This window comes from Pseudotabrizicola alkalilacus, from assembly GCF_003443995.1.
Classification (GTDB): domain Bacteria; phylum Pseudomonadota; class Alphaproteobacteria; order Rhodobacterales; family Rhodobacteraceae; genus Pseudotabrizicola; species Pseudotabrizicola alkalilacus.
In genome coordinates, this window is record NZ_QWEY01000006.1 from 150,083 (window position 1) to 175,632 (window position 25,550).

The window sequence follows — 25,550 nt, forward strand, 5'->3', positions numbered from 1 at the left end:
CATTTGTCTGGGCCAAATACAGACAGAGACAGACAAACAGATTTTCTCTCGCGCAGCCATCATCGCTAGCGAAAGGATGCCCCTGAAACTGTGTCTTAGATGGATGGCTATATATCTATGTACAAATAGACAAATAGACAAATAGAAGGAAAAAAGGCCAGAAAGCCCTTATTTTCGGTAGTTTTCTATTTGTCTTCCATTTGTCCAACGGGTGGTGTGTGGACGAATGGATGTCACCCCGCCCGCCTGCTGTGGGTCCGCGTTAGCGGTTCCGAAGCGTTTAACGATGTGCAATGCTCCGCTGGTTCGACTTCTGCAGGAACTTAAATCAATAGGGAATAGAACATGACTTTCAGCCGGATCGCCGTCACAACCGCCGCCGTACTCGTCAGCGTTATATGCCTGATCTTTTTGGCAGATGGCGTTAGGGTATTTTTCGTCCATTACAACGCGTCGAAGAACGCCAAAGCAGCGCAGGACGCCATCTCAGCGTGTTATGAGCCGCAGTACGAGGACCCCAAAGCTGAAAAAAGGCGGGTTGGGTGGTGCATAGACGCGGCGACACGTAAGTAGTTCTTGCCGTTACACTTCACCACCACCAGCATGGAATCACGGGCAGCCTCTCGCAGGCTGTAGGGCCGCTTAGACGGGTGGTAACGTACAGGGGGATGAGATTCCGGCATAATAGGCCATCGTTTTAGCACATAAATCTACCAGAAAACAGAACAAAAAGCGAACATCTAACCGTTTTTCGAGAAATCTGCACCCCATCAGAAAAAAAAGTCTTTCCGATCTACGCAGCTCCTGTGGAATCATTCCAAGAATCCATCTACCATAGGTTGATTTATTAAGCTTCAAGCTAACAATTGCCCACCTCAATGTAAGTCAAAGTGACAATTTCCCACCTTAGTGTAAGTCAAAGTGACAATGTGCTAAAAAGTCAAAAAATGAGCCATAATCAGTGGGTTGCGAAATTAATCGACCCAGATTAAATTCACTGCATGAGCAACCCCAAGGAGGTATTAAATGACCCTACCCAAACTTTGTTTCTGCGATGACTGCTTTTCGACGCGTGAGAATTGGTTCGACGAAATCGCAGAATGCAGCGACGGCTATCTGTTCCACCATGAATGGATTGCGCCAAACAGCACCAAATCAACTTTTTCCAGCACGGCGTTTGATGTCATGCTTCCAATTGATGGAAGCTTTCAGCCGACAATCCTTGTCCGCTTTGTCTCGTGGAAAAGCTTGATGCAGAACAACTGCGAAGCTGATCGTCTAACTAGAATCGAGTACGCTGACTTGACCTGCAACCCACCCACCGTACTCGCCGCCCTCTCTAAAGCTGGATTCTACATCTCGCCCGAGGGGACGGCAGACCATATCGCCGGGGCAATCAGGCAGGCGGTGGACTTCACACTCTTTGAAGTTCGCAATGCAATGCGCGCTGCTGATCATGCTCTACCCTCCACCGCACCAGAAGGCGTGACGCTGCAATGAGAAAGGCTTTGCGCATGCGTGATGGTGAACGGTTTGCAGTCACCGCCACCGTTGAACGCTTTGGTAGTAAGTCGGGCTACAAAGGGCCGGTGGAAACAATCCTGCTTACCTGTGTGAAAGACGCCGATGGAAAGCCACTGACTGATCACATATGGCTTGCACGCGGCAAACAGTGGATGGCAATCAATCCGGGTGATCGGGTGAGGTTCACAGCCCGCGTCGACAGCTACGTGCGCGGGTATCAAGGTCGCCGCTATGATGTTCCTGTCTCACAGGAAATCGACTACAAGCTGACCCGGCCAACGAAGGTGTCAGTGATCCGGCAAAGTGCCACGGCACACTAAGTTGCTTTGATCCAAACAGAGAATGGGCGTCCCCTCCGGGACGCCCTTCTGCGTTTCATCCCCCTCTAGACGCCCTCGACCGACGTTGCAGCAACTTCCCGAATTGTTACACTATAACATTTGCGATTACCGCCACCCCGAAAAACACCCAGCTAGACCGCTGACGCGGCCCCCAACCTGTCCGCAAGGCTATACTTCTGCGGACTCCTGAAAACATCTCGATTCAGGTGTCCATAAGGGTTGATTCCGCCTTTTGGACAGTATATCTAATGTCCATAACCCTTACGGACAGGAGCCGACATGACACCGACTGCCAAAACCGTTCTGTATGTTCGCGTCAGCACCGCCGAACAGCACAGCAGCCACCAGATTACCCAAGCCCGTAAGGAGGGGTTCACCTTCGAAGATAGGCACGTGATCATTGATCATGGTGTTTCTGGGGTCTCCACAGCCCTTAAGGACCGGGATCAAGGCAAGCGGCTGTTTGACCTGCTACAGCCCGGCGATACGCTTCTGGTGCGCTGGGTCAATCGCATTGGGCGGGATTACCGCGATGTAAAGAACACCATTGAAACCTTTCTGAATCAAGGGGTTACTGTCAAGACGGTAATCAATAACATGGTATTCAAGCCCGATCATGAGCTTGCCCATGATCCGATGCAGATCGCTGCCCGCGATGCTGTGCTAGCATTCATGGTAGGCATCGCAGAGGCAGACGCCACCGCCGCCCGTGAAGCTCGCCGCGCTGGCATTGATCATGCCAAGGCATCCGCTGACGCGGACACCAAGTATCGCGGCAAGAAACCCAGCTACACCCGCGCCACCATGGAAGCTGTGCAAGCCGCCCTGTCCGCACCCTCTCCGAACGTCTCCACCATCGCCAGAGAGACCGGCTTGACCCGTCAGACGGTGCTACGGATCAAGGCTGACCCCGTGGCGGCAGAGGCATCGCTAGCGCGCTGGGGGATGTGACCCAGAGATACCCCGAACCCACAAGACTCCCCGCCAAGCTATCGCAGTCATTGTGAGTTGGTGGCGTGTTGAATGGGTTGGTGTCCGCGTCAGCGGTATATAATATCATGTAAAAACAATGACTTGGGGTCCCGCCTAGGGGGTATAGGGGTGGGGGTGCCAAGACGCGCAGTCGCCACATGCATAGGTTGCAGCAACTCCATAAAAATACACGCTTAGGTTGATTTGAGCCGGATGTAAACTCGGTAGACTCATTCGGCATCTAGCGCACCTTTGACCGTCCTTTAATGCCGATGAACGGTATCCAAGTTGCTCTGGCAGTTGCACTAAGTTGCACAAGCCCCTTTCCCCCCCGGCGGTGGGGGTACCCCCTCTTCGAATTGCAAATGGTCGCTATAAAATATAAATTTTGGTGAAAAATAGTTGCTATTACGCTGAACCGAATGGCTAAGAATTTTGCCTGTCATCATCATTGGTGCTATATTCTAACAGTGAAGAGTGGTGAAACTGGCGCGGGCCGGTCATCCACGTCCAGCGCGGTTATTGGTCTTTCACGCGCATACGGACTCTGGCTGGCCCGAGCTTTTTAATCCGGCCCGACACCGGCCCACTTTAACGCAGACCAATCCACCCTCACCAGCGCCTGCCCCGACGGGCACAAAAGCGCGAAAGCTCACCATGACCACCCAGACCCACTCACTAGCTCTTAAAATCGACGCAGAAGCCGCTAAAGCTGGCAGTCGCGTTTTTGTCGCTGCCGTCACGGCAGTAAAGAAAGCCGTCCACGATCTGGACCGGCAAGCGGATGGCACATTTGCCAAGCTGGCAAACCATCGCCCCCAGTTTGATGTATCACCGCTAACGCGGGCCACCACCGAAGCGCAAAAACTCGGAACCGCGATATCAGGCGCGGGCAACGCTTCCGACCGGGCCGCGCAGATGATCCAGCGCACTGCGCTTGCGTCGGCGTCAGCCGTACGGATGGCAGAACAGGCCACCCAGCGCCTTGCGCTTCGTATGGATGACCTTGGCGACACACAGGGCCTTGCCAGCCTAAACAACGCCCTCGCGCAAATGAAGGCCAGCCTCCTAGGTGCGACCTCCACCCTTGACGTGCGCAAGTCTAAGAGTGGCTTCGATGATGTTCGCTCAAGCCTTCTGCAAACGACGGTGGCCAGCGAGCGCTTGCGGGGTGAACAGGCACAACTCGCCCGCGAAATGCTGGAAACCAACCGGGCCTCCACATCTCAAGCCGCAAGTCTGGAATCCCTCCGGTCAAAATATGACAGCGTTTTTGCTACGTCCCGGCAGTACGCAACGGCACTTTCTGAGATTCAAACGCTGGAAGATGCAGGGGCGGTATCCGCCCAAAGAGCCGCCCAAATGCGCGATAGAGCGGCTCAGTCTATCCTTGCCGCTGGGGGGGCAAACGACCGATTTGCGGCGAGCGCCCGTACTAGTGGGCATGAAACTGCATACCTGGCCGCCCAGTTCAACGATATCGGTGTGATGATGGCAGCGGGCCAGAATCCCTTTATTTTGGCACTCCAGCAGGGGACTCAGGTGTCCCAGATGCTAAACCAGATGGGCGGAAAAACCGCCATTCTGCGTGGTCTGGCATCCGGCTTCATGAGCATGATTAACCCAGTTAGCTTAATCACCATTGGCGTGATCGCAGCCGGGGCCGCAATCGTCCAGTGGATGACCAGCGGCTCAGAGGCCACAAAGTCCTTCGCCGACTCTTTGTCCGATGCTGAATCCAAGATCAGTACCATCACCCGGTCAACTGCCACCCTCGCCGGGGCTAAACTGGGGTCTCTCGCCGAAGGCTATGGCCGGGTGAATGCAGAGCTGAAAATCCACCTCGAACGCCTAGGCCAGATCGCCCAACTTGAGGCGTTGTCCGCCAACCGTAACACGATTCAGGCGCTGGAAGACGAAGTGACCGGCGGGTGGATTACCTCTGATATCGACGATGTACGCATAGCCCTGAATACCACCAACGATGGCGCGCGCATCTTTCTTGGGCTGCTTAAACAGGTGAAAGAGGCCCGCACCTTCCAAGAACAGACAGACGCCATCAGCAAAGCCCGTAAGTGGTTGGAGTCGACCGGCACAACACTTGATCGGGCGGAAGGGTCCGCTTTGAATCTGCTGATGGGCCTGATTAAGTCGGAGGACGCCGCGCTCAAACTGCTACATGCGAGTGAGGAGTCGGCGTCCGCCATCGCCGGGGCTGTGAACCAGACCGCCGCATGGGCCAATATGATGGCCGCTGTGAAGATGCAGATCGACGCCATTGGATCATCTCTCGCGGCTATCGGCGGGGGTGCCATTTCCGCAGCTTCCAAGCGCGTGGAGATCGAAGCCCTGTCACGCGGCGAGTCCTTGCGCGGTGCTGAGATCGCCCGCATTCGCCATGACAACGAGCTAAAGTTGGGTGCGCGGACTCAAGCGGCAAACGCCCGTGGTGGTATTGCGGGATGGGCTGAGAGTCAGCTTATCAATATGGAGCGCTTCGCCCTCGAAGAGAATATCCGGCTGGACGACCAACTTTCGGCCCAGCGGGAAGCCGCCAGAAAACGCGAAACCAGCACGAAAAAGAGTGGGGGTGGACGTGTGGAAGCCCTAGGCGATGAAAGCCGCCAACTCTCAAAAATCAGCAAACAGCTAAACGACCGCATCTTCGGACTCAACCGCGAGAACGCGGCATTGAATCTGCTGATCGAAGGCAAGGCCCGCACCAAAGAAGGCGCGGAAGCTATGGCTATGGCGCTGGAGCTGAACAAGGGCAAGCTGGACGCCGCAACAGAGGCTACCATCCGCGCGTATGAGGCAAACGTCCTTCTTAACGAACAATTGCAGCGCGATGCCAAAGACCCATTCCGCGAGTACATCCAAGGACTGCCGTCTGTGATGGAATCTACGAAGCAACTCAAGCTAGAGATGGCACAAGTGCTTGAAGGCGGTATCAACGACCTGTTTATGGGCGAATTCGACACCAAGAAATTGGTGGACGGACTCCGGCGCAGCTTGGCGCAGATGCTTGCGCAGCGTTCCATGAAAATGCTCTTCGGCAACATGTTCGATTCATCCGGCATCGAAATGGCATCTGCATCTGGCGCACGTCAGATGCAGTCTGGAATTGTCATGGGTGCACAGCAAGGCGCTCAGATGTTCGCTGCCGCGCTGTCAGGCGCAGCTATTCCCGCCGGGGGCGGGGGTGGTATGGGTGGCGGGTTCGGTCTTATCGGCGGCCTGTTCAGCCTGTTCGGATTTGCAGAGGGCGGGTATTCAGACCGGCCCGGCATGTCGGTTCACCACGTCAGCCCGGCGGCATTCCGGAACGCACCCCACTACAAAGAAGGCACGAGCAATACGTCTGGTATCCCGGCGGTACTACACCCGAACGAAGCGGTTGTGCCGCTGACGAAGGGCCGGAAGATTCCGGTGGATGCCAGCGGCCTAGAAGAAGCTGCCCCCGGTGCAGCCCCTCACTTTACGATGGGGGACGTACATGTCGAGATTAAGACTGAGAAGTCGATTGAAGACCCCGCAACCGCAGCACAGGCGGCTAAGAACGTCGCCGAAATGATCAAGCAGCAAGTTTCCATGCAAATGGCTGAAGCAGCCCAGTATGGTGGACTCATGAATCCAAGAGGCACGTAATGAGCGAGAGTGCAGATCACCCTACCGGGCGCTACTACTACCTCGTAGCGCCCGAGGCATCCAGATTGATGGCGTTGTTCAAAGCGGGCATTCCGGTCACCATCCTTGGTGATGGTCTGACCTACCGCGTAGAGGGACCGCGTCCCCGCGACACCGAAGACACCGACACCTGACCACGGATTCGGCTTCAAGCGGATACAGAGAGACAGAGAGGGGCCGGAAAGGCCCCTTTTGCATGTCCGCTGACGCGGATCGTGACCGCGTCAGCGGTGACTTTGGGTAACATTTTGGGAGGTTTTGGGTAACAAAAGGCCCCCAAGTTGGGGGCCTAAGTGTTTGATTTTGCTTGCTTTAAGCATACGGCAATAATGGTGGGCGATAACGGATTTGAACCGCTGACATCTTCGATGTGAACGAAGCGCTCTACCGCTGAGCTAATCGCCCGATGGAGCGTGTCTTAGACGGCTTCTTCGGCGTCTGCAAGGGTCTCTTTCGGCTCTTTTGGTTTAGGCGTACCGGTGCCGCGCACCTTGAGCGTCATCATCGACCGGCCCTCACGGTCGACCGATTTTGCCACCCGTACCTTGCCCACGCCGGGCAGGTTCAGCTCTTCGCCTTTGGCCAGCGCATCGCCCAGAGCGGTCAGCGTGGCCTCGACGATCTCTTTCACGCCCTTTTTCTTACCGCCAGTCACCTCGACCACGCGTCCGACCAGTTCCCGCAGTTTCAGCGCCACCGCGCGGTCCGTCCCCGCCTCAACGGTGACTGCCTCGGGCACCTCGGCTGCGGGTTCTGCCACGACCTTGGGCTTGGGGGCGGGAATGCCCTTTGGACCAGGTTTAGATGTGGGCTTGCTGGACATGGACAACTCCCTTGTGTCGATGATGCGGCGGCGTATCGCGCAGATTAGTCACGATTTCGCGACAATGTCACTGGCAATCGCGTGAAACAAGGCCCAGCGCGCGCGATCACCGCGCGCCTCTGCATCAAAAAGCGCCCCCGAAACGGGGGCGCTTTCAACAGCTTGCATCCTGGGCCTGCGCTTAATGCGCGGTTTGCCATGGTGGGGTCGCATCCCCGGCGCGGCGGGCCGCAGCGGCGGCTTCTTCGGCCGCTTCGTCCCATTCAATCGGCTCCGGCTGGCGTACCAAGGCCGCAGCCAGAACCTCGCGGACATGGGTGACGGGGATGATCTTCAACCCCTGTTTCACATTGTCCGGGATCTCGGCCAGATCCTTTTCGTTCTCCTGCGGGATCAGCACGGTTTTGATTCCGCCCCGCAGCGCCGCCAGCAGTTTCTCCTTCAGACCGCCGATCGGCATCGCATTGCCGCGCAAGCTGACTTCGCCGGTCATGGCGATGTCGCGGCGCACCGGAATCCCGGTCAGGACCGAGACGATCGAAGTCACCATCGCCAGACCCGCCGAGGGGCCATCCTTGGGCGTTGCCCCATCGGGGACGTGAACGTGAATGTCCATCGTTTCGAACTTCGGCGGTTTTACCCCAATCTGCGGACTGATCGAGCGGACGTAAGAGGCCGCCGCGTCGATGGATTCCTTCATCACATCGCCGAGTTTGCCCGTCGTCTTCATCCGGCCCTTGCCCGGCAGTTTCAGCGCTTCGATGTGCAGCAGATCGCCGCCCACCGAGGTCCAGGCCAGACCCGTCACCACGCCAACCTGATCCTCCAGCTCCGCCAGACCATAGCGGTGCCGCTGCACGCCCAGATACTCCTCGACCTTGGCCTCATCGACGGCCACGGCCTTGGTCTTGCCCTTCAGGATCTCGGTCACCGCCTTGCGGGCAAGTTTGGCAATCTCGCGCTCAAGGCTCCGCACCCCGGCTTCGCGGGTGTAGTAGCGGATCACATGGGTCAGGGCCGCGTCATCAATCGCGAATTCACCCTTTTTCAACCCATTGGCCGCAATCTGCTTGGGCAACAGATGCTGCCGCGCGATCTCGCGTTTTTCATCTTCGGTATAGCCCGCCAGCGGGATGATCTCCATCCGGTCCATCAGCGGGCCCGGCATGTTGTAGCTGTTGGCCGTGGTGATGAACATCACGTTCGACAGGTCGTATTCCACCTCAAGATAGTGGTCGACGAACGTGCCGTTCTGTTCCGGGTCCAACACCTCCAGCAAGGCGCTTGCCGGGTCGCCCCGGAAATCCTGGCCCATCTTGTCGATTTCATCCAGCAGGATCAACGGGTTGTTGGTCTTTGCCTTTTTCAGGCTCTGGATGATTTTGCCCGGCATCGAGCCGATATAGGTCCGGCGGTGACCCCGGATCTCCGACTCGTCGCGCACCCCGCCCAACGAGATGCGGATGAACTCGCGCCCCGTCGCCTTGGCCACCGAGCGGCCCAGCGAGGTTTTGCCCACGCCCGGAGGGCCGACGAGGCACAGGATCGGCCCCTTGAGCTTGGTCGAGCGCGCCTGCACCGCCAGATATTCGACAATGCGTTCCTTGACCTTGTCCAGACCATGGTGATCGGCATCCAGCACCTTTTGGGCCGCACCCAGGTCTTTCTTGACGCGTGACTTCACACCCCATGGCACGCCAAGCAGCCAATCCAGATAGTTGCGCACGACGGTCGCCTCGGCGCTCATCGGGCTCATGGATTTGAGCTTTTTGACCTCGGCATCAGCCTTTTCGCGGGCCTCTTTCGACAGTTTGGTGGCCGCGATCCGCGCCTCAAGCTCGGCGATCTCGTTCTGGCCCTCTTCGCCATCGCCCAGCTCGCGCTGGATCGCCTTCATCTGTTCGTTCAGGTAATATTCGCGCTGGGTCTTTTCCATCTGGGTCTTGACGCGCGATTTGATCTTTTTCTCGACCTGCAGCACGCTCATTTCGCCCTGCATGTGGCCATAGACCTTTTCCAGCCGCTCGGACACGTCCAGCGTTTCCAGAAGCGCCTGTTTCTGGGCCACTTCCACGCCCAGATGCCCCGACACAAGGTCAGCCAGACGCGCAGGCTCGCGCGTTTCCGACACGGCAGACAGCGCCTCTTCGGGGATGTTTTTCTTGATCTTGGCGTAACGTTCAAACTCGTCGGCGACCGCGCGCAGCATCGCTTCGACCACCGACGCATCGCCGGCAGATTCGGTCAACGGCGCCGCCCCCGCCTCGAAAAAGCTGGGGTTTTCGATAAATTCGGTGATCTTCACCCGGGTCTTGCCCTCCACCAGCACCTTGACGGTGCCATCGGGCAGTTTCAGCAATTGCAGCACATTGGCCAGCACACCCACACGGTAGATCCCGTCGGTGCCCGGATCATCCACGGTCGGGTCGATCTGGCTGGACAGCAGGATCTGCTTGTCATCCTGCATCACTTCTTCCAGCGCCCGCACAGATTTTTCACGGCCGACGAACAACGGCACAATCATATGCGGAAAGACCACGATGTCGCGCAAAGGCAGAACCGGGTAGCTGGTGGAAAATTGCTCGCTCATGTCGCGTATCCTTATCACGGCAGGAAGGTCACGGCCCCGAGCATCGGCAGCATCCCGACCTTCCCCTCTTTGGCCCCTCTATCTGGGGAGTCGATCAAGGGGTGTCAACCAGCGCAACCTTTCGGCCGGGACAGGCCATCCGATTGCCGCCATTCTGCGCTTTGCCGCGGGTGGCGGCAAGTCACAATCCCGGTCAGATTTATGCGGTATCCGGCGCGATCTGTTCAGGCCCGGTTAAACCCCGGCTTCAGGGTCAACTCCCCCACCTCACCGGCCTCGGCCCCTTCGCAAATGCCATGAATCGCGGCATCTATCCGGGTCACGCAGGACGGGCAGACGGTGTATTTCACCAGCTGGGGGTGCCGGTTTCCGGGCTGGGTCGGGTCTTGCCAGCTCTTGCCCGGCAGATGCACCATACCACAGACCGAGCATTTCAACTCGGGGGCAGCCGGATCGAAATGCCACGACTCCATCGGCGGCTCCAGCTGAACCGCGTCGCGCAGCTCATGCACCATGATCGCGCGCCGGTCTTTCATAGGCTTGATCGTCAGACGGATACGCCGCAGCTCTTGCGGGGCATCGCAGCGATAATCCATCCGCAGCGTGCCCTTGGTGTCAATCACCGCCTGCACCATCTGCTCAACGGTCTCAGCCGTAGCAACATCGGAAATGTAGTCGGTCAGCCGGGTGGCAAGCACATCATTGGCCAGAATCGCGCCGCCACCATTGCGCATGGCAAAATCATCCCAGTCGCCACCGACCCACAAAATGCGGAGCGACGAGTCGACCACACAGAAGCAATGCAGGAATTTCAACTTCTTATCCGTCGTTGCAGGGCGCTGCCCCCTGACTTTAGCAGCGCTTTGCAAAAAATGCGCGCAGAAGTTTACACTCGCGTCATTTTTCCGTGTACATTGGGGTACAATTTGAAAACCGGGTAAGGTCGTGCCCCTGCATGTCCAGAATGCGAACGAAGATCGTGCCAAAGATCTGTCAACTCTCGCAGATGAAACATGCAAACCGCGCTGTTTCCGCGCATGACCCGACTCACGCCAGAGCGTGACCGTCCACATCGCAAGGATATTGGCGCAGCCCTCAGAGCGGCTCGATATCGCCCTCGGCCCGCTGCGCATGGAACGCCGCGACAAACGCCGGCAGCCCCCCAGCGCCGATCGCATCGCGCAGGCCCTGCATCAGCTCCTGATAATAGTGCAGGTTGTGCCAGGTCAGCAGCATACCCGAAATCATCTCCTGCGCCTTGAACACATGGTGCAGATAGGCGCGGCTGTAATTGCGGCAGGCCGGGCAGGTGCAGTCCTCATCCAGCGGGCGCGGGTCATCCATATGGCGCGCGTTCTTGATGTTGACCTGCCCCCGCCGGGTCCAGGCCTGCCCGGTGCGGCCAGAGCGCGACGGCAAAACGCAATCCATCATGTCAATCCCGCGCTGCACCGCGCCGACGATGTCATCGGGCTTGCCCACGCCCATCAGATAGCGCGGCTTGTCTTCCGGCAGGAATCCCGGCGCATAATCCAGCACGCCGAACATCGCCTCCTGCCCCTCACCCACCGCAAGACCACCGACCGCATAGCCGTCGAACCCGATCCCGGTCAGCGCCCGCGCCGATTCCTCGCGCAGATCGCGGGTCACCCCGCCCTGCATGATCCCGAACAACGCATGCCCCGGACGGTCGCCAAACGCATCGCGTGACCGCTGGGCCCAGCGCATCGACAGCGCCATCGACTTTGCGACCTCGGCATCGGTGGCGGGCAAGGCCGGGCATTCGTCGAAACACATAACGATATCGCTGCCGAGCAGCTTCTGGATCTCCATGCTGCGCTCGGGGCTCAGCATGTGCTTGGAGCCGTCGATATGGCTGGAAAACCGCACGCCCTCTTCGGTCAGCTTGCGCAGACTGGCCAGTGACATCACCTGAAATCCGCCAGAGTCGGTCAGGATCGGCCGCTCCCAGTTCATGAAACGGTGCAAGCCGCCAAGACGCGCGATCCGTTCCGCCGTCGGGCGCAGCATCAGATGATAGGTGTTGCCCAGCAGAATATCAGCCCCGGTCGCACGTACCGACTCTGGCAGCATCGCCTTGACCGTCGCCGCTGTGCCCACCGGCATGAACGCCGGGGTACGGATCTCGCCGCGCGACGTGCTGATCACCCCTTTGCGCGCCTTGCCATCCGTCGCGGCCACGCTGAATCCGAACCTTTGCGCCATCACCCCAGCCCTTTGCCAATCATCAGCGGCCGGAATACCCGATCCGGCCGGGAATCCAAGGGGCTGATGGCTTGGGAAATATCGGGCGGATTTTAGAAAACGCCGTGCCCGTTAAGAAGACGGCAATCGGAGACAGGCTAACTGTCCCCCAATCGCCCCATGACCGGGCCCTGTTGGAGGAGTATTCTCATGCGCCGTCTTGCCGCCATTCTGCTGTGTACCTGTGCCCTGCCCGCCTTTGCCACCGATACCGGCGACGCCGATGCCAAGGCCCGCGCCTATGCCGCACAGGCCCTTGCAAGCTGGGCCGCCGATCCGGCGATCATCGCGGCTGTGCGTGAACAGAACACCCGCCACACCGCGCTGACACAGGCCGATATCGACCAGCTGGATCAGGCCTGGATGGCAGAACTGGGCAAATCCGTGCAGCCCACCATCAGCAGCGTGCTGACCATCCCGCCATCAGATCTGTTGCGCGCTCAGGTAGAGGCCTCTGCCGGACTGATGACCGAGGTGTTTGTCATGGATTCACTGGGCCTGAATGTCGCCGCCTCCGCAGCAACCTCCGACTACTGGCAGGGGGATGAGGCAAAGTTCAACGAAACCTACCCCAAAGGCGCCGGTGCAATTCACGTCAGCGATGTCGAGTTCGACGAAAGCGCGCAGATCTATCAGATACAGGTCTCGTTTTCGCTGACCGACCCCGCTGATGGTGCCGTTATCGGTGCTGTCACCGTCGGGCTGAATGCCGAACAGCTCTGACCATTGCCCCGCTGACATCGCTTTTCCCTGTTGTCGCATCCAAGGACTGTCCCGATGACCCTGCCAGCCCGCTCCCTGTTCCACCTGCGCTCCATCTTCCTCAAGGCAACCGCCATCACCGCGCTGACCGTGGCAGTTGTGGCCGCAGCCTCCGTCTATCATGGCAACAGCGACACCGAAGTGCTGTTGCAGACCGCGCTGAAAGACACCGCCGGCACAGTCACCAACATGACAGGGCACAACGCGGGCGGTGCCTTGCGCTTCAACAAGCCCGAAGCCGCGCAGGTTATCGAACAGGAACTGTTCGACCTGGTCGGCACTGACCTGTCAGAGGTGCTGACCCTGCGACTGGATGGCAGCGTGTTCTCTCAGGCCATTCGCCCCGGTACAGATCAAACCGGTGACACACTTGCTCTGGGCAAGACACTCCTGTCCCAGACCGCGATCTGGCTAGCCCAGGGCCGGCAGCCCAGTCACGAAGAGGAACTGATTTTTGACGACACAGGCCTGATCGTCGCGCATCCGGTCTATTTCGGGGCCGAAAGCCAGCTGGTCGGCGTGATCGTCACCCGTTGGTCGGATGCCCGGCTGCAGAATGAGATCGCCAGCAAAATGCGTCAGAATCTTGTGATCGGCGCGGCGATCTTTGCGGTCATGCTGATCGTCGCAGCCCTGTTGTTCCGGCTGTTCATCGCCCGCCCCCTGCGTCGGCTGAGCACGGCGGTCGGCAAAGTGGCAGCAGGCGAATATTCGGTCGAGGTGCCGGGGCGCACATCCCTTGACGAAATCGGCGACATCGCCCGTGCCCTCGAAGGGTTCCGGTCAGATCTGGCGGCATCGGTCGACATCACCCGTATTGGCATGTTCAAGGGGTCTGCCTTTGAGGGGGCCTCTGCCGCGTTGATGATCACCGATCCCGAGTTCCGCATCCTGTTCGCAAATGGCGCGGCCCAGTCCCTGATGACCAGCCATCTCTCCGCAGGTTCGGGAGGCGCGTTGATCGGGCGGGCTGCCACCAGCCTTGATCCGTCCTTGGGCGCGCTGTCTGGACTGGTGGGCGCGGGCCAGCAGAAACACATCGGCTTTTCCCGTGGCCGTGAAATGTTCGAGGTGTCTTTGGCTGCGATCACCGACACTGCCGGCGTGCTGACAGGCTATGTGCTCGAATGGCGCATGACCACCCAGGACCGCCGCAACGCTGCCGTCCTCTCGGCTATTGACGCCGGTCAGTTGCGGGCTGAAATCTCCAGAAACGGCCAGATCGAAGCTGCAAACGACCGGTTCGCTGCGCTGTTCACCCAATCCGCTGCCACCATTGCCGGGCGGGACTGCCGCTCTGTGCTCAGCTTTGATACCCAAGCTTCGGGCGATCTGTGGTCTGCAATCAGATCGGGAGACATTGTCGAGGGATTGCTGCGTCTTGTGCTTCCCACCGGCGGTCAGGCCCTGCTTGATGCACGTCTGACGCCGGTCAAGGATGACAAAGGGATGGCGCAGTCGTATCTTCTGCTTGCATCAGATGTCACCCGACAGCAGATGGAGCAGCGTGACGCCGATGAAAAGCGGCGTGAGATGGAAACGGCACAGACCAAAGTGGTCGATGCCCTTCGTGCCGCTCTCGCCCAACTGTCCAACGGCGATCTCACCGCCACCCTGAAAGATCAGTTTGACACAAGGTATGAGGGGTTGCGCTCTGATTTCAATGAAGCCACCGACCGTCTGCGCGCCGCGATGTCGGACGTGGTCAGCAGTTCCGCTGCCATCCGCGGCGAGGTTGGCGATATCAGTAACGCCGCCGACAATCTCAGCCGCCGCACCGAACAGCAGGCCGCAACCCTGGAGGAAACCTCCGCTGCGCTTGATCAGATGACAAACTCGGTCAAGTCCACAGCCGAGGTGGCCAATCACGCCAATACCAAGGTTGAGGTTGCCAAGCAGAATGCCGAAACCTCGGGCCGTGTGGTGCGCGAAGCCGTGTCAGCCATGGGCGAGATTGAACAAAGCTCTTCCAAGATCTCGCGCATCACCTCGGTGATCGACGAAATCGCCTTTCAGACCAATCTTCTGGCGCTCAATGCCGGGGTCGAGGCGGCACGCGCCGGTGAGGCGGGTCGTGGGTTTGCTGTTGTCGCCTCCGAGGTGCGCGATCTCGCACAGCGCTCGTCCGAGGCCGCACGCGAGATCGCCGGCCTGATCACCGCCTCCTCCGATCAGGTCAAACGGGGGGTGAGCCTTGTGGCCGAGGCTGGCCGCAGCCTGACCGGCATCCAGTCGGCTGTGGGAGAAATTCACGGACTTGTGTCGGAAATCGCAGGATCTGCCCGCGAACAATCCAATGGCATCGCCGAGTTGAACACCGCCGTCAAACATCTGGATCAGGTGACCCAGCAGAATGCCGCGATGTTCGAAGAAACCTCGGCCGCGTCGCAATCGTTGAACCGCGCCGCGACAGCGCTGGCCGAAACGACAGAGCGTTTCACCCTGCACTCTGCCAGCGACCGGGCGGGCGACCGGATGTCCGACGCATCTGCCGGCCGCACGGCCAGATCCTGGGGGGCACCGAAACCTGCTGCCAAACCGGCCCCTGGCACATTTCAGTCGTCCCGCAGTGCCCCGGCGCGGTCCGGCACACGTGACAATCTGGCCCTGCAATCCACCGCAGCAGAGGGCTGGGAAGCGTTCTGAGCGAAAAAGCCCGGACCTGAACATCAGGTCCGGGCTCACTTTCAATCAGCCAGCACGCGCAGCGCGACACTGACCAAAGCAGGATCAATCCTTGGCGCGACCAACATAAGAGTAATCCTCGGTGTTGATCTCTACCCGCGTGCCAGCGCCGATATGGGGTGGCACCATCACCCGCAGCCCGTTCGAACAGATCGCTGGCTTGTAAGACGAAGAGGCGGTCTGCCCTTTGACCACAGGCTCAGTCTCGGTGATCTCGACAATCACCCGCTGCGGCAATTCGATCGCAATCGCCACGCCTTCAAAAGTGCGCAGATAGACCTTGATTCCGTCGGTCAGAAACACCTTGTCATCACCGATGACATCCGGGGTCACCGTGATCTGCTCAAAGGTGGCGGGTTCCATGAAATGGTAGCCTTCGCCATCTTCATACAGGAAGTCATATTCACGCTCATCGACCGTGGCTTTTTCCACCATCTCGGTGGTACGCCAGCGCTCTGACACCTTCACCCCGTCCGAAATCCGGCGCATATCAACGCTGGTGGTGGGCGTGCCCTTGCCGGGGTGGAAGTTTTCAGCCTTCAGAACGGCATAAAGCTTGCCATCCATTTCAACGACATTGCCCTTGCGCAGCGAGGATGCGATGACTTTCACGGTCAGGTGTTCCTTGTGGTTTGAGAGGCCGAAGGAAAGCCCCGGCACCGAATTGATGCGCGCCTAACGCATCTGAACGGAAATTTCCAGCGCAAGCTTGCGCAAAAATGACGGAGCACCCTTGATCATGCCGGAATCGAGTTCATGGTGGTCCGCCACCCGCCATGCCGACCGCCGCCCGCTGCTGCAAGCGCGCAACCGGATTCAAGCCACCCTGCGCAGCCATTTGGGCGAAGACGGTTTCACCGAAGTCGATCCCGCCTGTCTGCAGATCAGCCCCGGCAACGAGACGCATCTGCATGCCTTTGCAACCGAAGCCATCGGCAACGATGGCGTGCCGCGCGCGATGTATCTGCACACCAGCCCGGAATTTGCGATGAAAAAGCTGCTGGCGGCGGGTGAAACGCGAATTCACGCCTTTGCCCATGTCTGGCGCAACCGCGAACGCGGGGCGTTGCACAGCCCGGAATTTACCATGCTGGAATGGTACCGCGTGGGACAGGATTACAGCACCTTGATGCAGGATTGCGCGGCCTTTTTGCGGCTCGCGGCGCAGGCCGCCGGTGCTGCGCAGCTGCGCTTTCGCGATGCGACCTGTGACCCGACTGCTGCGCCAGAGCGCCTGTCGGTGGCCGAAGCCATGCAGCGCCATGCGGGCGTGGACCTGCTCGCCACCCTGTCGCCCGATGGCCACGCCGACCGCGATGCTCTTGCCACTCAGGCCACAGCCGTCAGCCTGCGCGTGGCCGAGGATGACACCTGGTCCGACATTTTCAGCCGCCTGCTGTCGGACCGGGTGGAGCCGCATCTGGGCCATGGCCGCCCGACGATCCTCGACCGCTATCCGGTGGTCGAGGCGGCCCTCGCCCGGCCCTGTGCCGATGACCCGCGCGAGGCGGAACGGTTCGAGCTTTATGCCTGCGGGGTGGAACTCGCCAATGGCTTTGGCGAGCTGACCGACCCGGCCGAGCAGCGCCGCCGCTTCGCCGCCGAGATGGATGAAAAAGCCCGGATTTACGGCATCCGCTACCCTTTGGATGAGGACTTCCTCGCCGCCCTCGCCGATATGCCAGACGCCAGCGGTTGCGCCATGGGATTTGACCGGCTGGTCATGCTCGCCACCGGCGCCCCGCGCATCGACGACGTGCTCTGGGTGCCCGTGGGCTGACCACCGCCGCAAACACCGCAATCTCAGACCAAGTGCCTCCCCTCCCCCTCGTGGGGAGGGGCGGGGGGTGGGGGGCGCGTCGGCAGGTCGCGGCAACGGTCAAATCAAACCACCCCGATCCCACGCAAAATCACCGCCTTGACCGTCTCGGTCGCCTCGCGCCATTGCGCATCCGACAGCGGGCGGCCGCCGTTCAAGGTCTCGATCTGATGGCCGAAATCGGCGTAATGCTGGGTCATCGCCCAGAGCATGTACAGCAGATGCCGCGGATCGACCGGGGCCATCTTGCCCTCATCCACCCAACGCTGGATCACCGCCATCCGCCCGGCGGTCCATTCGCGCAGCGTGGTTTCCAGATAATCCTGAATGACCGGCGCGCCATGCATCACCTCGGACGCCCAGACTTTCGAGCCGAACGGGTGGCGGCGCGAAATCGCCATCTTGGCCTCGATATAACCGCCGATCCCCTCGACCGGGCCGGGCGCCTCGTCAAAGGTATCGGCGGCATGCAGCCAGATTTCAAAGATATTGCGCACCACCTGCCGATACAGCGCCTCTTTGGTCGGAAAGTAATAGTGCAGGTTGGCCTTGGGCAGCCCCGCCATATCGGCAATCAGCTGCATCGTCGCGCCGCCATAGCCGGCCTCGGCAAACACCTTTTCCGCCGCATCCAGGATCACACGCTCATTTTCGCGCCGGATTTCGGTGCGTTTGCCTTTGGATATGCGTGAAACCTGTGCGTTCGGGTTCATCGGCCCTGCGGAAATTATGTTGACCGGATGGTCAGGTTGTGGTGCGCTTAGTCTTGACCATACGGTCAGGAAACGAGTCGCGGCAAGGGTGCAAAGACACCTGCGCAAACAGGGAGAGCCAGCTGATGCCAGCACCCGGAGAGAATCTCCGCATCAATTCCGAACGGCTGTGGGACAGCCTGATGGACATGGCCCAGATCGGCCCCGGCGTGGCGGGCGGCTGCAACCGGCAGACCCTGACCGATGCCGACAACGAAGGGCGCCACCTGTTCGCAGACTGGTGCAAGGCCGCCGGCATGACCATGGGCGTCGATACCATGGGCAACATGTTCGCCACCCGCCCCGGCACCGACGACAGCGCGCTGCCGGTCTATATGGGCAGTCATCTGGACACCCAGCCCACGGGCGGCAAATACGACGGCGTTCTGGGCGTGCTCGGCGCGCTGGAGGTGGTGCGCACGATGAACGACCTTGGCGTCAAAACCCGCCATCCGATCGTGGTCACCAACTGGACCAATGAGGAAGGCACCCGCTTTGCCCCGGCCATGCTGGCATCTGGCGTGTTTGCCGGGATACACAGCCAGGATTATGCCTATGCCCGCAAAGACGCCGAAGGCAAAGCCTTTGGCGACGAGTTGGCCCGCATCGGCTGGGTTGGGGACGAGCCGGTCGGCGCGCGCAAGATGCATGCCATGCTGGAGCTGCACATCGAACAAGGGCCCATTCTGGAAGCTGAGGCAAAGCAGGTGGGCGTTGTCACCCACGGTCAGGGGCTGTGGTGGCTGGAAATCACCCTCACCGGCCGCGACGCGCATACAGGCTCGACGCCGATGAACATGCGGGTGAATGCGGGCCTTGGCATGGCACGGATCACCGAACGGGTGCATCAGATCGCCATGAGCCACCAGCCGAATGCCGTGGGGGCAGTCGGGCATTGCACCGTCTACCCCAACTCGCGCAACGTGATCCCCGGCAAGGTTGTGTTCACCGTTGATATCCGCAGCCCCGAGCAGCCCAAGCTGGACGCGATGAAGGCCGAGGTGATCCGCGCCGCCCATGCGGTGGCCGCGGAACTGGGGCTTGGCTGCGCGATCGAGGATGTCGGCCACTTCGACCCCGTCACCTTTGATGCAGGCCTCGTGAAGACCGTCCGCCAAGCCGCTGAAACCCTGGGCTATTCGCATATGGATATCGTCTCGGGGGCTGGCCACGACGCCTGCTGGATCAACCGGGTTGCCCCCACGGTGATGATCATGTGCCCCTGCGTGGACGGGCTGTCGCACAACGAGGCCGAAGAGATTTCCCCCGAATGGGCGGCGGCGGGCACGGATGTGCTGCTGCACGCGGTGCTTGAGGTGGCAGAGGTGGTGGGGTGAGCCGACTGGACCCGCTTTCGATGCCAGAATGGCGAGCAATTGCGCTTGAGTGCAAACTCACCCGGCAGCTTTGTGGAACGGGCCTCACGGCACTTGGCCGTGCAAATTATGCTGATGGTATGGGCGAATACTATACCGCGTTCTTTTCTCTTTCCATTGGACTAGAACGACTCGGAAAACTTATTTTCTGTTTCATTGAACAACAAAAATCTGGAGCCTTTCCGTCTGACTCCCAACTCAGAACTTTTGGTCACAATCTCAAAAACATTATCAATTATGCAGAAGGTGTTGCGAACGAGAGGGGCCTAGCTGACAGTTTCAAACCACTTGATCAACCAATTTGCTCTAAAATCGTGGATCACTTGACAGCCTTCTCAGCCGCAGGGACAGGGAGGTATGCGAACTTTCTAGTTATGAGCGGCGGCACCGGAAACAAAGGATTTGAGCCTGTCGGCAAGTGGTGGGAACTGGTAGGCACGCCAATTTTAGAAAAGCATTTTCGAGGAACGAAGCGCGAAGTTGAAGCAAAACTGCGTGCACAGCATATCGACGCATTCATTGGCGACTTTACCTTGGTGCGTCACACTGCCGAGTCTGGCGATCAACTTGGCACTGTAGAGGCTGCATCATTTAGAACGGCAGAAACTGAAGTTGTTCAGAAGTATGGACGTTTTCACGTGTTTACACTCATTCGTAGGCTTGCAAGCATTTTCGATCAACTGACAAGCCGAAGGGGATATGAGGCCGGAGGCGAACTCTGGTTTGGTCACTATGAGCATTTCAACACATTCACTGTTGACGATGAGTTCGGACTTCGACGCCGGATCTGGCCGTTGCGATAAGAAAAGGAATCCAAATGACCACCATCATCAAAAACGGCACCGTCGTCACCGCCGACCTTACCTACAAGGCTGATGTGCGCGTCGAAAACGGAATGATCACCGAAATCGGCCCGAACCTCACGGGCGACACCGTTCTGGACGCCACCGGCTGCTATGTCATGCCCGGCGGGATTGATCCGCATACCCATCTGGAGATGCCCTTCATGGGCACCTATTCGGCGGATGATTTCGAGTCCGGCACACGGGCCGCATTGGCGGGCGGCACCACGATGGTGGTGGATTTCGTGCTGCCGGGTCAGGGTCAGGGGCTGATGGATGCCGCCAAGGTCTGGAGCAATAAATCCACCCGCGCGCACTGCGACTATTCCTATCACATGGCGGTGACCTGGTGGGGGGAGAAGGTCTGGGAGGGGATGGAAGACAGCGTGAAGGCGGGCATCACCAGCTTCAAGCATTTCCTCGCCTACAAGGGCGCGCTGATGGTCAATGATGACGAGCTGTTTGCCAGCTTCCGCCGGGTCGGCGAATTGGGCGGGCTGGCCATGGTCCATGCCGAAAACGGCGATGTGGTGGCGGAACTGACCGCGAAACTGCTGGCCGAGGGCAACACCGGGCCCGAGGCGCATGCCTACAGCCGCCCGCCGCAGGTGGAAGGTGAGGCGACAAACCGCGCCATCATGATCGCCGACATGGCGGGCGTGCCGCTCTATGTCGTGCATGTCTCTTGCGAGGACAGCCACGAGGCCATTCGCCGTGCGCGCCAGCAGGGCAAGCGGGTGTGGGGCGAGCCGCTGATCCAGCACCTGACGCTGGACGAGTCGGAATACTTCCACCCCGACTGGGACCATGCCGCGCGCCGGGTGATGTCACCGCCGTTCCGCAACAAGGCGCATCAGGACTCTCTGTGGGCCGGGCTGATGTCAGGCTCTCTGTCGGTGGTGGCGACGGATCACTGCGCCTTTACCACCGAGCAGAAGCGTTTCGGCAAAGGGGATTTCTCAAAAATCCCCAATGGAACCGGGGGGTTGGAGGATCGTCTGCCGATGCTCTGGACCCATGGCGTCGGCACCGGGCGGATGACGCCGAATGAATTCGTGGCTGTGACCAGCACCAATATTGCCAAGATCCTGAACTGCTATCCGAAAAAGGGCGCGGTTCTGGTCGGGGCGGATGCCGATCTGATCGTCTGGGATCCGGAAAAGGAAAAGACCATCACCGCCAGCGCGCAGCGATCTGCCATTGATTACAACGTGTTCGAGGGGCAAACCGTCAAAGGCCTGCCCCGGTTCACCCTGACCCGAGGCCATGTCGCCGTGACCGAAGGCGCCGTGACCAGCCGCGAAGGCCATGGCCAGTTCGTCGCGCGCGAGGCGCGGCCCCCGGTCAACCGCGCGCTGAGCCAGTGGAAAGACCTGACCGCGCCCCGCCCGGTGCTGCGCTCGGGCATTCCAGCGACAGGCGTATAGGGCAGCATGAAAGACACCACACATACCGGCTCGGCTGTGATCGAGGCCCGCAATCTGGATCTGACCTTTCAGACCGGCGATGGCCCGGTGCATGCGTTGCGCGACGTGAACCTGACCATCAACAAGGGCGATTTCGTCAGCTTCATCGGCCCCTCGGGCTGCGGCAAGACCACCTTTCTGCGCTGTATCGCGGCGCTGGAGCACCCGACGGGGGGCACGCTGACGGTCAACGGTCTGACCCCGGATGAGGCGCGGATGAAGCGCGCTTATGGCTATGTGTTTCAGGCGGCGGGGCTTTATCCGTGGCGCACGATTGCCGGGAATGTGAAACTTCCCTTGGAAATCATGGGCTTCTCAAAAGCGGACCAGCAGGCACGGGTGGATCGTGTGCTGGATCTGGTCGAGCTGTCGGGCTTTGGCGGCAAGTTCCCCTGGCAGCTTTCGGGCGGCATGCAGCAGCGCGCCAGCATTGCCCGGGCGCTGGCCTTTGATGCCGATATTCTGCTGATGGACGAACCCTTTGGCGCCTTGGATGAAATCGTGCGCGACCGGCTGAATGAAGAAGTTCTGAAGCTTTGGGCCCGCACCGGCAAGACCATCGGCTTTGTCACCCATTCGATCCCCGAGGCGGTGTATCTGTCCACCAAGATCGTGGTGATGTCGCCGCGCCCGGGGCGGATCACCGATGTGATCGACTCGCCGCTGCCGAAAGAGCGGCCGCTGGATATCCGCGACAGCCGCGAATTCATCGAGATTGCGCATCGGGTGCGTGAAGGTCTGCGCGCGGGGCATCAGGATGACTGAGACCCGGAAACCCGCAGCCAGCCAGCGTCTGGCCCGCGTCTGGTTTGCGTACGGCAAACGTCGGGCTGTGCGGGCGCATGGGTTCAGGGGGCGCGCATGACCAGAGCGATGCCGGTGTTGACCGTGCTGGGGGCGATCTTTGCGCTGTGGTATCTGGCCGCGATCTGGATGAATGCGACCTGGGTCTATGATCAGGCGCAGCGGGCTGGCACCACGGTGACGCTGGCGCAAGTGATCCCGCAGACCATGGCGCAGGCCCGCCCGCTGCTGCCGCCGCCGCATCAGGTGGCGGCCGAGCTGTGGAAGGGCGTCACCGCGCAGGCGATCACCTCCAAACGCAGCCTTGTCTACCACGGCTATGTCACCTTCCGCGGCACGATGATGGGCTTTGCGCTTGGCATCGTGCTGGGGGTGGCTCTGGCCATGGCCATCGTCCGCTTCCGGGTGATGGAGCTGAGCGTGATGCCTTGGGCGATCATCAGCCAGACCATCCCCATCGTGGCACTGGCCCCGATGATCCTGACCGTGTCGAACCAGATCGGCATCGACAACCGCGAGGTGCCAAAGGCGATCATCTCGGCTTATCTGTCGTTCTTTCCGGTGCTGGTCAGCATGGTCAAGGGCTTGCGCAGCCCCGACCACATGCAGCTGGACCTTTTGTCCACCTATGGCGCGTCCGACGGCCAGACCTTTCGAAAACTGCGCCTGCCCGCGTCATTGCCCTATTTCTTTGCCTCGCTGAAGGTGGCGATTGCCGCCGCGCTGATCGGCACCATCGTCGGTGAGTTGCCGACCGGCGCGATTGAAGGCTTGGGCGCGCGCATGCTGATCGGGTCGCAATTCGGCGAGCCGCTGATCATGTGGGCCGCACTGTTCGCCGCCGCCATTCTGGCGGGCGGGCTGATCCTGATCGTCGGGCTGATCGAGCGGATGGCACAGGCCCGCATGGGGGTGCCGGCATGAGTTGGCTGATTGGTGCAACCCTGTTCTGGCTGGCGGCATGGGCGCTGAATGTGCGGCTGGCCGCCAGCCGTTTTGGGGCCACGCGGGCGGGCCGCATCACTGTGGCGGCGCTGTTCGGCATCACCCTTCTGGTGCTGTGGGAAGGGCTGGTGCGCGGCTTTGCGGTCTCGCCCATCATCCTGCCGGGGCCATCGGTGATCGGGCCAAAGATCGCGTCCTCCCTGCCCATCCTCTGGGCCGATTTCGTGCAGACCGTGATCAAGGGCGCGCTGACCGGCTTCGCCATCGGGGCGCTTGCCGCCTTTGCCGCCGCCATCGCCATCGACCGCTCGCCGTTTTTGCAAAAGGGCCTGCTGCCGATCGGCAATTTCGTCTCGGCCCTGCCCATTGTCGGCCTCGCGCCGGTGCTGGTGATGTGGTTCGGCTTTGACTGGCAGTCAAAGGCGGCGGTGGTGGTGGTGATGGTGTTCTTTCCGCTGCTGGTGAACATGGTGGCGGGGTTGCAGGCCACCGACAGGCTGCACCGCGACCTGATGGCCACCTATTCCGCCACCTACACCCAACGCCTGCTGAAACTGCGCCTGCCCGCCGCGATGCCGTTTTTCTTCAACGGGCTGAAAATCGCCGCCACCCTTGCCCTGATCGGGGCCATCGTCGCCGAATTTTTCGGCAGCCCCATCGTCGGCATGGGGTTCCGGATCTCGACCGAGGTGGGAAAACTGGGGCTCGACATGGTCTGGGCCACAATTGCAGTGGCGGCGCTGTCGGGATCAGCGCTCTATGGGCTCATCGCGCTGATCGAATCCCGGGTGACCTTCTGGCACCCGAGCCAACGGAAATAGCAAAGCAACGCCCCCGACAGAGGGGCACAACACGGAGGTCTGATCATGAAGAAATATCTTACCGCAGCGGCCTTGGCGACATTTGCCACCGGGGCACAGGCGCAGGATGTCACCCTGCAGCTCAAATGGGTGACGCAGGCGCAGTTCGCAGGCTATTACGTGGCCCAAGCCAAGGGCTTTTACGAAGAAGAGGGCCTGAACGTCACCATCAAGCCCGGTGGCCCCGACATTGCGCCGACGCAGGTCATCGCAGGGGGTGGCGCTGATGTGGTCGTCGAATGGATGCCCGCCGCCCTCGCCGCCCGTGAAAAGGGCCTGCCGCTGGTCAACATCGCCCAACCGTTCAAATCCTCGGGCATGATGCTGACCTGCCTGGCCGAGTCCGGCATCACCACCCCCGCCGATTTCGCCGACAAGACGCTGGGCGTCTGGTTCTTTGGCAATGAATACCCGTTCCTGTCGTGGATGAGCCAGCTGAACCTGAAAACCGACGGCTCCGCCGGGGGTGTCACGGTGCTGAAACAAGGCTTCAACGTCGACCCGCTGCTGCAAAAACAGGCCGCCTGCATCTCGACCATGACCTATAACGAATACTGGCAGGTCATCGACGCCGGTATCGCTGAATCTGACCTGATCACCTTCAAGTATCAGGATCAGGGCGTGGCCACGATGGAAGACGGGCTCTATGTGCTCGAAGAAAACCTCGCCGATCCGGCTTTTGAAGAGAAAATGGTGAAGTTCGTCCGTGCCAGCATGAAAGGCTGGAAATACGCCGAAGAAAACGCTGATGAGGCCGCGATGATCGTGCTGGAAAACGACGAAACCGGCGCGCAGACCGAAAGCCACCAGAAACGCATGATGTCCGAGGTGGCGAAACTGACCGCAGGCTCCAACGGCGCGCTTGATCCGGCTGATTATGAGCGCACCGTCGCTTCGCTCCTGTCGCCCGGCTCCGACCCGGTGATCTCGAAAGCCCCCGAAGGCGCCTGGACCCACGCGATCAGCGACAAGGCGCTGCAATAATCCCCGTCACGCTCTCACACCAACGCCCGGAGCACCCCTCCGGGCGTTGGCTT

Annotated in this window: 21 protein-coding genes and 1 tRNA gene; 15 read left to right on the forward strand and 7 right to left on the reverse strand. The window is 60.0% G+C overall.

The window, feature by feature from the left end; all coding sequences use genetic code 11:
- Window positions 1-1,026 precede the first annotated feature (1,026 nt).
- The 5 genes from D1012_RS12310 (at window position 1,027) to D1012_RS22665 (ending at window position 6,658) form a co-directional block, all read left to right on the forward strand.
- Window positions 1,027-1,500 carry a hypothetical protein gene (locus D1012_RS12310; protein ID WP_147335691.1) on the forward strand — a complete coding sequence of 158 codons (474 nt, stop codon included), beginning with the start codon at window positions 1,027-1,029 and terminating at the stop codon, window positions 1,498-1,500.
- 14 nt (window positions 1,501-1,514) lie between these two features.
- Window positions 1,515-1,844 carry a hypothetical protein gene (locus D1012_RS12315; RefSeq protein ID WP_118152626.1) on the forward strand — a complete coding sequence of 110 codons (330 nt, stop codon included), beginning with the start codon at window positions 1,515-1,517 and terminating at the stop codon, window positions 1,842-1,844.
- A 300-nt stretch (window positions 1,845-2,144) separates the two neighbouring features.
- Window positions 2,145-2,816 carry a recombinase family protein gene (locus D1012_RS12320; RefSeq protein WP_118152628.1) on the forward strand — a complete coding sequence of 224 codons (672 nt, stop codon included), beginning with the start codon at window positions 2,145-2,147 and terminating at the stop codon, window positions 2,814-2,816.
- A gap of 678 nt (window positions 2,817-3,494) precedes the next feature.
- Window positions 3,495-6,485, forward strand: coding sequence for a phage tail length tape measure family protein (locus D1012_RS12325; protein ID WP_118152630.1), 2,991 nt, complete (start codon window positions 3,495-3,497; stop codon window positions 6,483-6,485).
- Window positions 6,485-6,658, forward strand: coding sequence for a hypothetical protein (locus tag D1012_RS22665; RefSeq protein WP_158569340.1), 174 nt, complete (start codon window positions 6,485-6,487; stop codon window positions 6,656-6,658). The genes D1012_RS12325 and D1012_RS22665 overlap by 1 nt, the downstream gene beginning before the upstream one ends.
- Before the next feature lie 196 nt (window positions 6,659-6,854).
- Here the strand turns inward: D1012_RS22665 and D1012_RS12330 are convergent.
- The 5 genes from D1012_RS12330 to tgt all read right to left on the reverse strand — a co-directional run bounded on the left by D1012_RS12330 (window position 6,855) and on the right by tgt (window position 12,163).
- Window positions 6,855-6,929, reverse strand: a tRNA-Val gene (locus D1012_RS12330).
- 13 nt (window positions 6,930-6,942) lie between these two features.
- Window positions 6,943-7,347, reverse strand: a complete 405-nt coding sequence (locus D1012_RS12335) for an HU family DNA-binding protein (RefSeq protein ID WP_118152632.1) — start codon at window positions 7,345-7,347, stop codon at window positions 6,943-6,945.
- Window positions 7,348-7,528: 181 nt separating this feature from the next.
- Window positions 7,529-9,937, reverse strand: coding sequence for an endopeptidase La (gene lon, locus D1012_RS12340; protein ID WP_118152634.1), 2,409 nt, complete (start codon window positions 9,935-9,937; stop codon window positions 7,529-7,531).
- 224 nt (window positions 9,938-10,161) lie between these two features.
- Window positions 10,162-10,752: a hypothetical protein gene (locus D1012_RS12345; protein ID WP_147335692.1), complete on the reverse strand. Its 591-nt coding sequence runs from the start codon at window positions 10,750-10,752 to the stop codon at window positions 10,162-10,164.
- Window positions 10,753-11,032: 280 nt separating this feature from the next.
- On the reverse strand, window positions 11,033-12,163 hold the full coding sequence (tgt, locus tag D1012_RS12350; RefSeq protein ID WP_118152638.1) for a tRNA guanosine(34) transglycosylase Tgt: 1,131 nt from the start codon (window positions 12,161-12,163) through the stop codon (window positions 11,033-11,035).
- Window positions 12,164-12,352: 189 nt separating this feature from the next.
- On the opposite strand from tgt, the gene D1012_RS12355 reads away from it, so the two are divergent.
- Entirely contained in the window at window positions 12,353-12,925 is a 573-nt protein-coding gene (locus D1012_RS12355) for a hypothetical protein (RefSeq protein ID WP_118152640.1), read from the forward strand.
- 54 nt (window positions 12,926-12,979) lie between these two features.
- Complete coding sequence (locus D1012_RS12360) at window positions 12,980-15,610, forward strand: methyl-accepting chemotaxis protein (protein WP_118152642.1); 2,631 nt, start codon at window positions 12,980-12,982, stop codon at window positions 15,608-15,610.
- An 84-nt stretch (window positions 15,611-15,694) separates the two neighbouring features.
- Here D1012_RS12360 and efp read toward each other — a convergent pair whose 3' ends face one another.
- Complete coding sequence (gene efp, locus D1012_RS12365; RefSeq protein ID WP_118152855.1) at window positions 15,695-16,261, reverse strand: elongation factor P; 567 nt, start codon at window positions 16,259-16,261, stop codon at window positions 15,695-15,697.
- A 127-nt stretch (window positions 16,262-16,388) separates the two neighbouring features.
- Between efp and epmA the strand changes: the two genes are divergently transcribed.
- Window positions 16,389-17,429, forward strand: coding sequence for an EF-P lysine aminoacylase EpmA (gene epmA / locus D1012_RS12370; protein ID WP_118152857.1), 1,041 nt, complete (start codon window positions 16,389-16,391; stop codon window positions 17,427-17,429).
- A 104-nt stretch (window positions 17,430-17,533) separates the two neighbouring features.
- On the opposite strand, the gene D1012_RS12375 is transcribed toward epmA, so the two are convergent.
- Window positions 17,534-18,181 carry a TetR/AcrR family transcriptional regulator gene (locus D1012_RS12375; protein ID WP_118152644.1) on the reverse strand — a complete coding sequence of 216 codons (648 nt, stop codon included), beginning with the start codon at window positions 18,179-18,181 and terminating at the stop codon, window positions 17,534-17,536.
- 125 nt (window positions 18,182-18,306) lie between these two features.
- Here D1012_RS12375 and D1012_RS12380 point away from each other — a divergent pair, with 125 nt between their 5' ends.
- From D1012_RS12380 to D1012_RS12405, 7 genes are all read left to right on the forward strand, one after another.
- Window positions 18,307-19,557: a Zn-dependent hydrolase gene (locus D1012_RS12380; RefSeq protein WP_118152646.1), complete on the forward strand. Its 1,251-nt coding sequence runs from the start codon at window positions 18,307-18,309 to the stop codon at window positions 19,555-19,557.
- Window positions 19,554-20,399, forward strand: a complete 846-nt coding sequence (locus D1012_RS22465) for a hypothetical protein (protein WP_147335693.1) — start codon at window positions 19,554-19,556, stop codon at window positions 20,397-20,399. The genes D1012_RS12380 and D1012_RS22465 overlap by 4 nt, the downstream gene beginning before the upstream one ends.
- A gap of 14 nt (window positions 20,400-20,413) precedes the next feature.
- Window positions 20,414-21,865: a dihydropyrimidinase gene (gene hydA, locus D1012_RS12385; protein ID WP_118152648.1), complete on the forward strand. Its 1,452-nt coding sequence runs from the start codon at window positions 20,414-20,416 to the stop codon at window positions 21,863-21,865.
- 6 nt (window positions 21,866-21,871) lie between these two features.
- The gene (locus D1012_RS12390) at window positions 21,872-22,669 is read left to right on the forward strand and encodes an ABC transporter ATP-binding protein (protein WP_118152650.1); all 798 of its coding nucleotides are present in this window, start codon (window positions 21,872-21,874) and stop codon (window positions 22,667-22,669) included.
- Window positions 22,670-22,765: 96 nt separating this feature from the next.
- Window positions 22,766-23,632 (forward strand): ABC transporter permease, encoded by an 867-nt coding sequence (locus tag D1012_RS12395; protein WP_118152652.1) that lies wholly within the window; start codon window positions 22,766-22,768, stop codon window positions 23,630-23,632.
- Window positions 23,629-24,474: an ABC transporter permease gene (locus D1012_RS12400; RefSeq protein ID WP_118152654.1), complete on the forward strand. Its 846-nt coding sequence runs from the start codon at window positions 23,629-23,631 to the stop codon at window positions 24,472-24,474. Before D1012_RS12395 ends, D1012_RS12400 begins: the two co-directional genes overlap by 4 nt.
- A 45-nt stretch (window positions 24,475-24,519) precedes the next feature.
- The gene (locus D1012_RS12405) at window positions 24,520-25,497 is read left to right on the forward strand and encodes an ABC transporter substrate-binding protein (protein WP_118152656.1); all 978 of its coding nucleotides are present in this window, start codon (window positions 24,520-24,522) and stop codon (window positions 25,495-25,497) included.
- Window positions 25,498-25,550: the final 53 nt, after the last annotated feature.

What these genes read in the sequence shown, in the direction of transcription:
- D1012_RS12375 (WP_118152644.1), bottom strand. Translation starts at nt 18,181, where the DNA reads ATGAACCCGAACGCACAGGTTTCACGCATATCCAAAGGCAAACGCACC.
- hydA (WP_118152648.1), top strand. Translation starts at nt 20,414, where the DNA reads ATGACCACCATCATCAAAAACGGCACCGTCGTCACCGCCGACCTTACC.
- D1012_RS12335 (WP_118152632.1), bottom strand. Translation starts at nt 7,347, where the DNA reads ATGTCCAGCAAGCCCACATCTAAACCTGGTCCAAAGGGCATTCCCGCC.
- D1012_RS12325 (WP_118152630.1), top strand. Translation starts at nt 3,495, where the DNA reads ATGACCACCCAGACCCACTCACTAGCTCTTAAAATCGACGCAGAAGCC.
- D1012_RS12395 (WP_118152652.1), top strand. Translation starts at nt 22,766, where the DNA reads ATGACCAGAGCGATGCCGGTGTTGACCGTGCTGGGGGCGATCTTTGCG.
- D1012_RS12400 (WP_118152654.1), top strand. Translation starts at nt 23,629, where the DNA reads ATGAGTTGGCTGATTGGTGCAACCCTGTTCTGGCTGGCGGCATGGGCG.
- D1012_RS12360 (WP_118152642.1), top strand. Translation starts at nt 12,980, where the DNA reads ATGACCCTGCCAGCCCGCTCCCTGTTCCACCTGCGCTCCATCTTCCTC.
- D1012_RS12310 (WP_147335691.1), top strand. Translation starts at nt 1,027, where the DNA reads ATGACCCTACCCAAACTTTGTTTCTGCGATGACTGCTTTTCGACGCGT.
- D1012_RS12315 (WP_118152626.1), top strand. Translation starts at nt 1,515, where the DNA reads ATGCGTGATGGTGAACGGTTTGCAGTCACCGCCACCGTTGAACGCTTT.
- D1012_RS12380 (WP_118152646.1), top strand. Translation starts at nt 18,307, where the DNA reads ATGCCAGCACCCGGAGAGAATCTCCGCATCAATTCCGAACGGCTGTGG.
- D1012_RS12405 (WP_118152656.1), top strand. Translation starts at nt 24,520, where the DNA reads ATGAAGAAATATCTTACCGCAGCGGCCTTGGCGACATTTGCCACCGGG.
- D1012_RS12390 (WP_118152650.1), top strand. Translation starts at nt 21,872, where the DNA reads ATGAAAGACACCACACATACCGGCTCGGCTGTGATCGAGGCCCGCAAT.
- D1012_RS12355 (WP_118152640.1), top strand. Translation starts at nt 12,353, where the DNA reads ATGCGCCGTCTTGCCGCCATTCTGCTGTGTACCTGTGCCCTGCCCGCC.
- epmA (WP_118152857.1), top strand. Translation starts at nt 16,389, where the DNA reads ATGCCGGAATCGAGTTCATGGTGGTCCGCCACCCGCCATGCCGACCGC.
- D1012_RS22665 (WP_158569340.1), top strand. Translation starts at nt 6,485, where the DNA reads ATGAGCGAGAGTGCAGATCACCCTACCGGGCGCTACTACTACCTCGTA.
- D1012_RS12320 (WP_118152628.1), top strand. Translation starts at nt 2,145, where the DNA reads ATGACACCGACTGCCAAAACCGTTCTGTATGTTCGCGTCAGCACCGCC.
- tgt (WP_118152638.1), bottom strand. Translation starts at nt 12,163, where the DNA reads ATGGCGCAAAGGTTCGGATTCAGCGTGGCCGCGACGGATGGCAAGGCG.
- lon (WP_118152634.1), bottom strand. Translation starts at nt 9,937, where the DNA reads ATGAGCGAGCAATTTTCCACCAGCTACCCGGTTCTGCCTTTGCGCGAC.